Origin of the sequence: Atopobium sp. oral taxon 199 str. F0494 (genome assembly GCF_000411555.1) — a bacterium.
In the GTDB taxonomy this organism is placed as follows: domain Bacteria; phylum Actinomycetota; class Coriobacteriia; order Coriobacteriales; family Atopobiaceae; genus Lancefieldella.
Window position 1 is genome coordinate 305,694 of the sequence record NZ_KE150487.1, and the last position, 11,758, is coordinate 317,451.

Annotated in this window: 12 protein-coding genes; 1 reads left to right on the top strand and 11 read right to left on the bottom strand. The window is 51.5% G+C overall.

The genetic code is table 11. The features are described from left to right. Nucleotide 1 precedes the first annotated feature (1 nt). The 5 genes from HMPREF1527_RS07345 to rplM form a co-directional block, all read right to left on the bottom strand. Entirely contained in the window at nucleotides 2–1,618 is a 1,617-nt protein-coding gene (locus HMPREF1527_RS07345) for a bifunctional ADP-dependent NAD(P)H-hydrate dehydratase/NAD(P)H-hydrate epimerase (protein WP_016478069.1), read from the bottom strand. Nucleotides 1,619–1,621: 3 nt separating this feature from the next. Then, nucleotides 1,622–2,143 carry a holo-ACP synthase gene (acpS, locus tag HMPREF1527_RS07350; RefSeq protein WP_016478070.1) on the bottom strand — a complete coding sequence of 174 codons (522 nt, stop codon included), beginning with the start codon at nucleotides 2,141–2,143 and terminating at the stop codon, nucleotides 1,622–1,624. Between the two features lie 13 nt (nucleotides 2,144–2,156). After that, on the bottom strand, nucleotides 2,157–3,500 hold the full coding sequence (gene glmM / locus HMPREF1527_RS07355; protein ID WP_016478071.1) for a phosphoglucosamine mutase: 1,344 nt from the start codon (nucleotides 3,498–3,500) through the stop codon (nucleotides 2,157–2,159). A 243-nt stretch (nucleotides 3,501–3,743) separates the two neighbouring features. Then, nucleotides 3,744–4,139 carry a 30S ribosomal protein S9 gene (rpsI, locus tag HMPREF1527_RS07360; protein ID WP_016478072.1) on the bottom strand — a complete coding sequence of 132 codons (396 nt, stop codon included), beginning with the start codon at nucleotides 4,137–4,139 and terminating at the stop codon, nucleotides 3,744–3,746. Nucleotides 4,140–4,142: 3 nt separating this feature from the next. Further along, nucleotides 4,143–4,583 (bottom strand): 50S ribosomal protein L13, encoded by a 441-nt coding sequence (gene rplM / locus HMPREF1527_RS07365; protein WP_016478073.1) that lies wholly within the window; start codon nucleotides 4,581–4,583, stop codon nucleotides 4,143–4,145. Between the two features lie 193 nt (nucleotides 4,584–4,776). Here rplM and pfkB point away from each other — a divergent pair, with 193 nt between their 5' ends. Beyond that, complete coding sequence (gene pfkB, locus HMPREF1527_RS07370; protein WP_016478074.1) at nucleotides 4,777–5,709, top strand: 1-phosphofructokinase; 933 nt, start codon at nucleotides 4,777–4,779, stop codon at nucleotides 5,707–5,709. Here the strand turns inward: pfkB and HMPREF1527_RS07375 are convergent. The 6 genes from HMPREF1527_RS07375 to HMPREF1527_RS07400 all read right to left on the bottom strand — a co-directional run bounded on the left by HMPREF1527_RS07375 (nucleotide 5,702) and on the right by HMPREF1527_RS07400 (nucleotide 11,741). Then, nucleotides 5,702–6,733 (bottom strand): patatin family protein, encoded by a 1,032-nt coding sequence (locus HMPREF1527_RS07375; protein ID WP_016478075.1) that lies wholly within the window; start codon nucleotides 6,731–6,733, stop codon nucleotides 5,702–5,704. The two genes, pfkB and HMPREF1527_RS07375, sit on opposite strands and share 8 nt — an antisense overlap. Before the next feature lie 38 nt (nucleotides 6,734–6,771). Beyond that, nucleotides 6,772–7,284: a hypothetical protein gene (locus tag HMPREF1527_RS07380; protein ID WP_016478076.1), complete on the bottom strand. Its 513-nt coding sequence runs from the start codon at nucleotides 7,282–7,284 to the stop codon at nucleotides 6,772–6,774. Between the two features lie 136 nt (nucleotides 7,285–7,420). Further along, nucleotides 7,421–7,867: a LytTR family DNA-binding domain-containing protein gene (locus HMPREF1527_RS07385; RefSeq protein ID WP_016478077.1), complete on the bottom strand. Its 447-nt coding sequence runs from the start codon at nucleotides 7,865–7,867 to the stop codon at nucleotides 7,421–7,423. A gap of 224 nt (nucleotides 7,868–8,091) precedes the next feature. Continuing rightward, the gene (locus tag HMPREF1527_RS07390; protein ID WP_016478078.1) at nucleotides 8,092–9,135 is read right to left on the bottom strand and encodes a class C sortase; all 1,044 of its coding nucleotides are present in this window, start codon (nucleotides 9,133–9,135) and stop codon (nucleotides 8,092–8,094) included. Nucleotides 9,136–9,157: 22 nt separating this feature from the next. Further along, on the bottom strand, nucleotides 9,158–10,588 hold the full coding sequence (locus HMPREF1527_RS07395) for an isopeptide-forming domain-containing fimbrial protein (protein ID WP_016478079.1): 1,431 nt from the start codon (nucleotides 10,586–10,588) through the stop codon (nucleotides 9,158–9,160). Nucleotides 10,589–10,745: 157 nt separating this feature from the next. Beyond that, nucleotides 10,746–11,741, bottom strand: a complete 996-nt coding sequence (locus HMPREF1527_RS07400; RefSeq protein ID WP_198009263.1) for a class C sortase — start codon at nucleotides 11,739–11,741, stop codon at nucleotides 10,746–10,748. Nucleotides 11,742–11,758 lie beyond the last annotated feature (17 nt).

The window sequence follows — 11,758 nt, forward strand, 5'->3', positions numbered from 1 at the left end:
GCTACTCCGTCATCGTTTCCACAGGAAATGAGATTTGCTCTTCAAGAGCGTCCGCCGCGAGGCCGACCGCCTCGGAAATATCGGACGCCATAACGCCACGTGTGCCGAATTTCTCCACCGCCAGCTGTCCCGCATAGGCGTGCACCTCGCAGGCAAGCGAGCAAAACGTTGGAAGATCGTCAGCGACTCCTCCAGCCAGAGCCAAACGCCCCGCGAGAACGCCTGCAAGAACATCGCCCGAACCGGCAGTCGCAAGCGTTGCGAAGCCGGGCTTGGGTAGTACGGCCTTCTGAACACCAACGCAGGCGGTCGCCGTGCTTTTAGCAACAACGACGAGCTCAGAGCCACCGTCAGCCCAAATGATCTTGCGAGCGGCGTCAAGCTGCTCTACCAGGCTTGCGGGCGGATTGTCAATCCTGCCTACCAAGCGGCCAAGCTCACGGCGATGCGGCGTCAGGATAAGCGGCGCTGAACGCCTTGTGACCTCGGGAAAATCGGGAAGATTATGGGACGTCAGACGTGCGATGCAGTTGAGCGCATCAGCGTCAACAATAAGCGGCAGGCTGGAATCGATAAGAGCCGATGTTACAGCAACCGTACCGCCGGAAACCCGCATACCCGGGCCAACAAGCGTGACCGTTCGCATGCCGGCAAGCTCGCTTACGAGAGGAACCGCGTCTTCGGTAAGCATGCCCTCCTCATCACAAGGCAGACCGACCGCGGGAATCTCCGGGCATTGAATCTGCACCGTAGGTAAAATGGCTTCCGGAACCGCAAGGGTCACATAACCGGCGCCCGCGCGAGCGGCGGAGCGCGCCGCCATAACCGCGGCACCCGGGAAGCGAGAAGAGCCTCCCACCACAAGCACAGATCCACGCGAGAACTTGTCCACGTCGTTTTGCTGCGCAGGCAAGCTGTCCAGATAGTCTTCCAAATCAGTACGCCACGCTACGGGATCCGCGTCCACTACAAGACGCTCGGTTTGCTCGGCAAGCGGTGCGACCACAATGGAGCCGCATACGTCACGGCCCGCATCCGCCAAAAGGCCTGGTTTAAGGGCTATCATCGTGACCGTCATATCCGCTATAACACAGGCGCTTTCGGCGTGGCCGGTCTGGGAGTCAAGACCCGACGGCACGTCCACCGCAAGCACGCGGGCGCCGGACTCATTGAGCGTCTCAATCCAAATGTCAAAGGGAGCGCGGACTTTTCCGTGAAAACCGGTTCCCAACATGCAGTCAAGGACGGCGTCAGCGGTGGAAAGCAAGTCCGCAAGTTCCGTCTTTGATGGGCCGACCAGCACTGATACGCCGGAGCGAACCGCGCGCTGCGCAGTTTGGCGCGCAAGATCGCCTGATATTTGATCCGGCTCAATGGGAGTAATGACCTTGACGTTAACGCTTCGCGAACGCAGCGCCTCAGCAGCCACCCAGCCGTCGCCGCCGTTGTTGCCCATGCCGGCAAGCACCACCACGTTATCGATGGTTCCTCCAAGATTCAGAACTTCCTGGGCGGCCGCATAGCCGGCGCGATGCATCAGCTCAGAAACGCTCACCCCTGTACGAGTAAGCGAGACCTCAACGCGCTTAATATCCTCAACGTTCAGAACAGGCTGCATGTTCTACTCCTCAGACTGCTGTTTCATGGTGTCTATTATAGTTTCTTGCACACGCTCAAGCTCATCTATCACAGAACGCGCCTCTTTAAATGAGGCCACAAGCGCTTGAGCTGCGTCTTCTTTCTCGTCAATTTTTGGTTTCACCGCGTCCGTCACGGTAACTGCATTTGCCACCGCAACAGAGCGGGTATGCGAGATTGAAAGAGCTACCTCACGAACTCCCTGCTCGCGCGCCACCTCAGCCGCTCGTCCGGCGAGAAGAACCCTCGGACGGCCTGTATCATCCAGCGTAACCGAAACGTCAGAGAACCCGACACCCGCGCCAAATCCCAGCCCCAACGCCTTCAGCACAGCTTCGCGAGCGGCAAAGCGGGCGGCATAGTGCTCGGCGGGATGCGCCGTATGCTCGCAATAGAGACGCTCCTCCTCCGTAAACACACGCCTGATAAAGTGAGGATGGCCATCAATCGCCCGCTGCATGCGCGCAATCTCCAGCATATCAACGCCAATTCCTGCAAGAGCCATACGTTACCCGCGCTTACGCCGTCAACTTGAAGGGTTCAAGCGCCTTCAAAACAATTTCATTGGCTTCCTGGCAAAGCTTTTCGGAGGAAGCCTCCGCAAGTACGCGCACCAGCGGCTCGGTGCCCGATGCCCTCACCAGAACACGACCATCGCCCTCGAGGTACTTCTCGGCAGCTTCAACTGCCTTCTTTACGTCGGCGGACTCCATGGCGGCGTTCTTGTCGGTAACCCGGACATTGAGCAACTGCTGCGGGTACAGGCGGACAGGACGAGCCAGCTCTGAGAGTTTCTCGCGTTCGGCGCGAAGAACTTCCATAATGCGAAGGCTGGTCATAATGCCGTCACCGGTCTTTTCCAAATCGCCAAAGATGATATGGCCGGACTGCTCGCCGCCCAGGCTGTACTCGTGCTCATTCATGCAGGCGTAGACGTTCTTATCGCCCACGTCGGTTTTCGCGTAGGAAAGACCCGCGTCCTCGAAGGCCTTGAACAGCCCGAAGTTGCTCATAACCGTGGTGACAACCGTCTGCTTTGCCAGGCGGCCGTACTTATTGAGATAGCAGCCACACACATACAAGATAAGGTCGCCGTCGACCACGTGGCCGCGTTCATCAACGGCCAGACAGCGGTCGGCATCGCCGTCGTAGGCAAAACCGACATCAAGGCCGTTTTGCACTACAAAGCGCTGCAGCTGGTCAATATGGGTGGAACCAGAGTCCACGTTAATGTTAAGGCCGTTGGGAGCGTTGTTGATAACGTGTGTCTCCGCGCCGAGCGCGTCAAAAACAGGACGAGCAACGCTTGAAGCCGCGCCGTTAGCGCAGTCAAGCCCGATTTTCATGCCCTGAAGGCTGAAGCCGCACGAGGCGATAAGACTGGAGATATAGCGATTGCGTCCCTGCATATAGTCGATGGTGCAGCCGATCTGTTCGCCTGTGGCGAGAGGAACCTCAAAGGTGCCGTCGATGTAATCCTCAACTTGCTGGAGTACATCCTCCTCCATCTTATAGCCATCTTTATTCACAAGCTTAATGCCGTTGTCCGTGAAGGGATTGTGAGAAGCGGTAATCATGATGCCGCAGTCAAAGGCGCCGTCGACCACCTCATAACTTACTCCGGGCGTCGGAATAACATGAAGGATATACGCGTCAGCGCCCGAAGCCACAAGACCAGAGACGAGTGCCGACTCAAACATATAGCTGGAGCGGCGAGTGTCTTTTCCCAAAATCACGCGGGCGCGATGACCCTGACGAAGCCCGTAGTACCACCCGATGAAGCGGCCAATCTTGTACGCGTGGTCAACGTTGAGGCCTTCGTTCGCACGGCCTCGAAATCCATCAGTGCCAAAGTACTTCATAGCAGCTCCTTGCATATGTCGTATATCGTATGTCATAGGTCCGCGCAATGCGGACGATTGGATGTTCTTCTCGCCTCGCACGCCTGCGCATGCGCGGCAATACTAATATTTTAGGTGAAATCAAAGTGCAGCCAACAAGAAAAAGGGTCTGTCGTAAAATCGACAGACCCTTGTGTGCTTTGGTTCTCGCGTGTCCGCATTCCTTGCGCCAATGCACCTTGCGCTCGGATACGTCCTGAAACGTTAGCGCTTCGAGAACTGCGGACGCTTGCGTGCCTTCTTCAGGCCGTACTTCTTACGCTCGACCGCACGGGAATCGCGGGTGAGGTAACCAGCCTTCTTGAGATCCTCACGGTACTCGCCGGCCTCAAGGAGCGCGCGGGCGATGCCCAGACGAAGCGCACCAGCCTGACCGTTGATGCCGCCGCCATCACAATTTGCGAAAACATCAAAATGACCAAGGGTATCGGTAACGCGCAGAGGCGCTACGGCATTGTCAACGAGCTGCTGGCGACCAAAATAGATGGCTGCCTCACGACCATTGACCACTACCTTGCCGGTACCGGGAATAAGACGAACACGAGCCACGGCCTCTTTACGACGACCGGTGCCAGTATAAACTGCAGTATTTTCAGCCATCGTTTAGCCCTCCAGCTCGATCTTAACGGGATTCTGTGCAGCATGCGGATGATTGGCTCCGGTATACACCTTGAGCTTCATGCCCTGCTTGCGACCGAGAGTGGTCTTGGGGAGCATGCCCTTAACGGCGTGCTCAATGACACGCTCAGGATGCTTCTCCATAGCTTCCTTGAAAGACTCAAGCTTGAGACCTCCAAGATAGCCAGAGTGACGCCAGTACTCTTTGTAATCAGCCTTAGTACCGGTAAGGATGACCTTCTCGGCGTTGATGATAACTACAAAGTCACCAGTATCGGCGTTAGGGGTATACTGCGGCTTGTTCTTTCCGCGAAGGATCATTGCTGCCTTCGTGGCCAGACGGCCGAGCGTAGCGCCCTCAGCGTCGATGAGCACCCACTTGCGCTCGACTTCGCCAGCCTTGGCGAACTGAGTCGACTTCTTCACTAGACTCCTCCTACGAATGTACAAAATGGCAGCTTCTGGACAAGCTACCGCTGCTTTTATCAGAGATTACGGGGCTCTGTGGAAAAGCCTTAAAAGTATACTCCACTTGCACGGCAATATCACGAGGAATTTTATATACGTTCTTCAGCAAACCGAGTATTATCAGTAGTATCCCACTCATCGGAGGTTGCTGATGATTTATACCGTTACGTTAAACCCCGCACTCGATAAGACCGTCCAAATTCCGCATTTTACCATTGACCAAGTCAACCGTATCACCGATATCCGTCAGGATGCGGGAGGCAAGGGCATCAACGTATCCAAGGTTATAGCTCAGCTGGGTGGAACTTCTGCTGCTGTCGCTCTTCTTGGCGGCACTACAGGCACCTGGATTGAGCGCTCTCTTAGCGAGCAGAACATCAAAGTCCATGCCTTCGACGCCGGTGGACAGACGCGAACCAATCTCAAGGTAGTTGACGCTGTCAGTCACACCAATACCGACATCAACGAACCGGGACCTGAGGTGCGCGATGAACAGCTCACTTCCATTCTCGACGAACTTGCGGGCATGACCTCCGCGGGAGACATCGTAGTGCTCTCCGGCAGTCTCCCGCGCGGGGCTTCCATAGATACCTACGGTCGCTGGACGCGCCGCCTGCGCGAAGCGGGACTGAAAGTCTTTTTGGACGCTGACGGCGCTGCCCTCCAGGCCGGCCTTGCCGAGAAGCCCTATTACACCAAACCCAACGATCATGAACTTTCTGAACTCGTAGGCCGCAGACTTGATACCGTTGACGATATAGCCGACGCCGCGGCAGCCCTTGTCGCAGAGGGTCCCAGCACCGTTTGCATCTCTATGGGAGGCAATGGCGCCGTCTATGTTGCCAAAGATCAGGCATGGTACGCATATCCTGTACGCGTGCCGGTAGGAAGCACCGTTGGAGCGGGAGATTCGGTAGTGGCGGCTTTTGCCTATGCCGAGGATAAAGGACTTTCCATTGAGGACACGCTGCGCCTCGCTATGGCAACTGGCGCCGCCAACGTCATGGAATCCGGTACGCAAGCCGCTCCACGCTCCGTTGTGGATTCGCTTCTTGAAAAGGTGCAGCTCAAGCGCCTTACCTAACGCCATCCGCGACAAAGGAGCGGATCTCTTCAATCCGCTTTTCCGCCTGTCCACGCCCTTGCAGATAAAGCGTCAAAAGCGCCTCGCCCGAGCGTTCGTTTACCTTCACCTCTACCGGCTCGGGAGGGGCTAGCACCAGGCACCGTCCTTCTCGCTCCAGCTGCCAGAGCTGCTCCCTGCAGGCGTTGTATCTTTTCGCACGCGTCTCAAGCGCGTCGAGATAATACGGGAAAGCGTCATAGCGATGTGAGCGAATGGCCATTTGCTCGTTTGCGGTGCCCTTGAGGTATTCACGGTCTTGCGTCACAATCACCACTGCTCGTTTTGACGGCATGTGATCCTCGGGGATTCGCGCTCCCGAAAGTCCGAGCGCAGGAGCAAAGGGAATGGAATCGGTGGTGCCGCCGTCCAAATAGCGGCGTCCCTCCTGCTCGACCGTCCTTGATACCAACGGCATCGAAGCCGAGGCCTGAACTTTCCAGATATCCTCAGGCAGAGATCGTACGTGCAGGTACGCGGGGGTCCCAAAGGTAACGTCAGAAGCTACGGCATACATTTGCAGAGGATTTGAGTTGAATGCCTCAGAATCGCATGGGTCCAGATGATTTTGTATCTCTTCGTACATGAATTCGCTGCCGGCAATATTTCCCGTAGTGGCCAGCGACCAGAACGACATGAACCTGCGATCGTCCCGGAATGCCAAGATCACGCGCATGGCACGACCGATCTGACGGGATTTGAAACTCACTGCATTGATGGCGCCCGCAGAGGTTCCCCACACGCTGTCGAAGTCGGCAATGCCATGTTCAAGCAAGACATCCAATACGCCGGCGGTAAAAATGCCCCGAAAGCTGCCGCCCTCAAGAACGAGGGCGGTAGTCGATTGGTACGCTCCAGCCTGTTGAGACGGTCGGACCGAAGGGGTTTCTCGCTCTTCTTTTGCCGCTAGGGTTTCCTTTGCAGTTTCTGTCGAATTCCTCGCCTTAGGTTCTGTTGGGTTTTCCTTCTCGGCTTCTGCTCCCATGAGGCCTCCTTCTGTTACTTGAAAGAAGTGTACCCTCATCAGCGCCGAGCGTCCTGATACTTTTTGAACGCCATTTGATATTCTCTATTCTCACGTTTGAAACGCCAGTTAAAGAGGATGGTCATCACCAGAAGAATCACAAGATATGACCCTACAAACGAAACCCATGCCTCAGGGATGCCGGGTAACCAGCCTCCGATGAGCGCCATTATCACTAACACGGAAAACATGCAGACGTTAAATCCCAGATACCGTTTGAAATAGCTAAAGCGCAGGATAAACGGTTGGTAATTAAACCAAACCTGCTGAAACAGCCCCGCTCCTGCTCCCGCGCCAATGAGCGTCAGAACAAGGATACTTTCCTGTCTGTCGCCAAAGTCACCAAGCAGCATCACCACAAAGTACACAAGTGAAACCATCGTAAAGTAAAACGCTCCTATAACAAGACCTTTCCGCGCCGTCTCGCCCATCGTTTTGTTGGCGCCACCGCCAAACTCTTGATTGGCGGTCTGCTCAATGTTCTGCATGCCCTGCGACTGTTTAAGTTCCATGGTATCCCCTTCTCTTGGGACGTTTTGAATTTGAAACATACTCGAACACCCTGCGGCCTAGTGCCCCAATCACCTCGTGACTGCCCGCCCTCGCGCATAATGCCTCGCGCGGCTGGCTACCTTTGCCCCGAGGCACCTACCTGAGGCCAATGCGCTTTTTAATGCCTGCCGCATATTTTCTTGAGGCAACCAGGTTCTTCTCACCAAGAGAAAGAAGCATGCGTCCGGATCCCGCGGGACTAATCCCTGTAACATGGTCCAAATTGACCAATTCCTGTCGAGAAGTACGGACAAACTCCGTTTCTTTCAGGGCCGCTTCAAGCTCATGCAGGCGACTGTCGCTTTCAAGCGTTTCACCAGTTGCAAGATGAATCAGTGATGCGTTCTCGCTCGTTTCAATCCACGCTACATCGGCGAGAAACACTATGCGCCGCTTGATGGTTCCGGGAACGTACCCCGAAATTTTGCCGTCAGCCATCTGCAGCTGGCGAACAATTCCGGCAACGCGCCAGTCATCCGACCCGCTCAGGATAGTCACCTCTATCTGCGAACGACCCTTTTCCTCTACGACACGAATCTCCATCTTTCGTCCAAACAATCGATTCTGCCTGTTGCCGCCTCGCCTTAAGGCATCTCTAGCATAAGCAAACTGAATGCGAATAGCTCAGCATGCGCCCAAGATGCACTATCTGGCAGGTAGAATGCTTTTTATGCAATAAATTCAACATCGCCGCAATATTACAATCGTTCATATTGCATGTATGGCAATATGAACGATTGTTAATTCATTATTTATCTCTATTCATATTATCTTTTATGGGATCTGTTGCTCCTCTTCTTATGGAACTTCACTGCAAAAACTATGCCTAAAATAATACTTATTGTAACCAGTATGCCAGCAATTGAATAAAACACCATATGCCTAGGCAAATCGGCAAGCGGTTCAACAGAACGATTGACCAGCTTCTTTGAAGACTCCCATTCCGCAGGGACTTCACAGCGCTCTGCGTGCACGAGCAAACGATGGGTATTAACGCCATATGGTGTACAAGTTACGAGAGTAACTTGGTCTTTTCCAGGTTCGATTGAGAGACTATTTACTTCTTCAGGAAGAACAACCTCGGTTGAAGTTACTCTATATGCGTGATCTTCACCAAGCACACGAACAATGAACCAATCATTTACGCTCAGTTCATTCAGCTTATCAAAAATGCGAGCAGTTGGTAATCCGGTATGTCCCGCAAGGACACAGTGAGTTGATTCTCCACCGATAGGAACTGACGTGTTCACAACATGCCCAACACCATGCTGAAGCACTTTATCAGTTGTAAAATGATAAATGGGGAGATCAACACTAATTTTTGGTATTATCAGCTCACCCATGGTACCGTCTCCGGCAACATTGAGGACTTCCTTGTATTCTTCGTTTCCAGGCATCGTATCTTTACTGTCAAATGGGTCAATGACTTTTGAGCTACCATCACGAAGATGTTTATTAAAGGCTATTGCTTTCTCTTTTTCAGAAGAAAGATCCTCTTTTTTCATTGCTGTTACAGTTTTTTCTTGAGTCGCACTCACTTCATTTTGGGCTTGCTGATTAAGCCAATCACTTACAAATGGATAAGATATAAGTGCAAGACCTGCTACTAAAGCAATAATAGATAAAATCAGCCAAATCTGGGAACGTTTCTTTTTCTTTATATTTTCAACATTTAACTGAGTTCCGGACATCTGTATACCGGATACTTGAGGCACTGATACTTTCCTTCTACCGGACACAGTAACAGAAGCAGGAGAATCTGATGATTCTCCTGCTTCACTGCCATGCTTCATATGTTTTGCATAAGCCATGATTGAAACAAGCTCTGCTTACTTAAGCGCGCTGCTTCCTTGAACGAACGATTGCAAATACGCCAGCAGCGAGAAGAACAGTTCCTGCTGCCGTAAGAGTAAAGGTGCCCGCATCGCCGGTAATAGGAAGAGCAGGCTGCTTGTTGTCGACTACATTCTGAGAATTAACGAGGAAATTGTTCTCGATTACACCATCTGTTGCTGGGTTATCAGCAGTAGCGGTAGTCTCATCGAGATCAAACTCAATGTCGTTAACCTTAGTATAGCCAGTAGGAACGCCAGTTTCAGAAATCTTGTAGTGCCCAGCAGCGAGACCGGAGAAGTAAACATAACCCTTATCATTGGAAACAGAAGTCAAAACCTTACCGTTGGGAAGGGTAAGAGTGAAGGTAGCGCCCTTAAGAGGATTACCCTCAGGGTCAGTCTTCTTAAAGACGTAACCGTAGGTTTTCACCTTAGTCGTGCTGCCAGGAGTAACCGTCGCTGAATCATAAGGATTGGGATTGAATGTAACGGTGGCGGTGTTGCCAGTCACATCGTCTGCACTATGAGAGAAAGCTTCAGAAGTAAGTTCTGCTTCATAAGTAACTTCAATCGCCTTGCCAGGGTTAGCAAGGATATAGTCCTTCTTATACTCAATCGTGTAGCCATCCTCAGCTGCTGTTAACGTATAGTCAGCACCAGACTCTGCCTTTTGGCCGTTGATTTTGATGGTATCAGTCTTGATTTTAAGGCCCTTGGTCGGCTTATCACCAATCGTGAACGTGGCATTTTTAGAGTCCTTCGGATAGTTAGGGATAGCGGTATTGACCTTGAAGGGGACACTGTCACCAACACTGTACTGGTCAGTAGACTCCTTATACTCAGAACCAACGGTCTTCTTAACAGTTACATCAGTCTTCTTGACATCAATAGGAGCAACGTCGCGGGACTTATAGGTACCATTTTCAACCTTGGGGGAAACGTCGACCACCATATTCTGGTACACACGAGTTTTACCACTTGTAGTAGTAACACGGACAAGATAGTAGCCGCTGCCGAGCGTCAGCTTAGCAGTACCATCAGCACCTGCAGTAGCAGTTGTATATGCAGGTTTTGAGGTTAGAGCATTTGCGATAGCCGCAGTAGCGTTCTGCATATCAGAGCCCTGAGTAAAAGTATAGCCATCAGTAGCAACAGCAGCAATCTTATCGATTGTGTCGTACTCGGACGGAAGACCGTCAGCCATCTTGTAGGTCAGGTTGTTAGCAGCATCAATATCTGCGTCAGCGATCTGATACGCACTTACTACGTCACCGCTCTCAAGACCCTTAATGGTGATTTCGCTATCAGCAACATCGTTAACGCTTGTAGGCGCTGCAAATGCCTTGACCGGTACCAGGGAAAATACCAAAACGACTGCTGCAAAAAGACAGCCAATCTTCCCCAGAATACCCTTAGAAGCAGATCTCATTCTTTCCTCCTTTTCCTTTTCTGGCTAACCAGAATAAGCCTGTAGTTATTATACCTTGCAGCTTCTGTTTACAAGCTCCAATTTAAAACTACATAAATTACTTGAATTTAAGTACTCAAACATCATGTTGGGCTCTAAAAAATACCTTAGCCCCCCTTTATTCCTTCTTTTTATATCTCCTTCGGATAAAAATCAAACCTATAATTAAACTAATTCCTATTACTAGACCAACCAATGTTAGAATAAATAGAGGAGTTTCAAAATACAGACGTGATTCAGGAGGCATAGAAGTATCTCTTTTTTCATTCCATTCTTCCGGAACATCGCACCTTTCAGCGTGCACCAAGAGGCGGTGCGTATTAACGCCATAGGGAGTGCAGGTAACTAATGTCACCTGATCCTTCCCTTCAACTATTGTAAGACTCCCTGTTTCTTCAGGAAGTACTGTTTCAACAGAGGTCACACGGTATGCGTGGTCTTCTCCTAACACTTTAATAATAAACCAGTCACCTTCCTTAAGTTGATCAAGATTATCAAAAACTTTGGCTGAAGGCAGGCCAGTATGGCCTGCTAGAACACAATGTGTCGATTCACCGCCCACGGGAAGCGAAGTTGTAGGCATGTGTCCTACACCGTGATCCATGCCCTTTCCGGTCACATCATGATATATTGGCATACTAACGTTAATGCTCGGAATGATAATCTGCCCCATCACGCCGTCATCTGAAATATTTAGGAGCGACTCATATTCTTCATTAGAAGTTTGTGTGATACTGGGATCAAATGGATCAGTGACGAGAACCCTACCCGCCTGTAAGCGTTTGTTATAATCTTGCGCCGCATCCATGTGAGCAGAAAGATCTTCTTTAGAAATATTGGATACTGCCTCTTCTTGATTTTTTACAACTTTATTCTGCTCAATTTGATTTAGCCAACTGCTGGCATAGGGATAAGCAATCAACCCAACACCAAACAAAAACAGCAACATCGCTATAATAATTGCAATTGTAAGGGATTGAGGAATATGCCTACAACATTTACAAGCATCGCGCTGAAGCGACTTCGGTGCTTTACTTTCGTATTTTAGCAAAGAAGAAGAGGGAATCACTACTCCCTCTTCTTCGATCTTCCTATAATGTTTACCGTTAACCAACAATTACTCTCTTGTAA

Bases quoted from the DNA above. Each gene is read 5' to 3' on its own strand.
- pfkB (WP_016478074.1), top strand. From the start codon at position 4,777: ATGATTTATACCGTTACGTTAAACCCCGCACTCGATAAGACCGTCCAA.
- HMPREF1527_RS07345 (WP_016478069.1), bottom strand. From the start codon at position 1,618: ATGCAGCCTGTTCTGAACGTTGAGGATATTAAGCGCGTTGAGGTCTCG.
- HMPREF1527_RS07395 (WP_016478079.1), bottom strand. From the start codon at position 10,588: ATGAGATCTGCTTCTAAGGGTATTCTGGGGAAGATTGGCTGTCTTTTT.
- rpsI (WP_016478072.1), bottom strand. From the start codon at position 4,139: ATGGCTGAAAATACTGCAGTTTATACTGGCACCGGTCGTCGTAAAGAG.
- glmM (WP_016478071.1), bottom strand. From the start codon at position 3,500: ATGAAGTACTTTGGCACTGATGGATTTCGAGGCCGTGCGAACGAAGGC.
- acpS (WP_016478070.1), bottom strand. From the start codon at position 2,143: ATGGCTCTTGCAGGAATTGGCGTTGATATGCTGGAGATTGCGCGCATG.
- HMPREF1527_RS07390 (WP_016478078.1), bottom strand. From the start codon at position 9,135: ATGGCTTATGCAAAACATATGAAGCATGGCAGTGAAGCAGGAGAATCA.
- HMPREF1527_RS07380 (WP_016478076.1), bottom strand. From the start codon at position 7,284: ATGGAACTTAAACAGTCGCAGGGCATGCAGAACATTGAGCAGACCGCC.
- HMPREF1527_RS07375 (WP_016478075.1), bottom strand. From the start codon at position 6,733: ATGGGAGCAGAAGCCGAGAAGGAAAACCCAACAGAACCTAAGGCGAGG.
- HMPREF1527_RS07385 (WP_016478077.1), bottom strand. From the start codon at position 7,867: ATGGAGATTCGTGTCGTAGAGGAAAAGGGTCGTTCGCAGATAGAGGTG.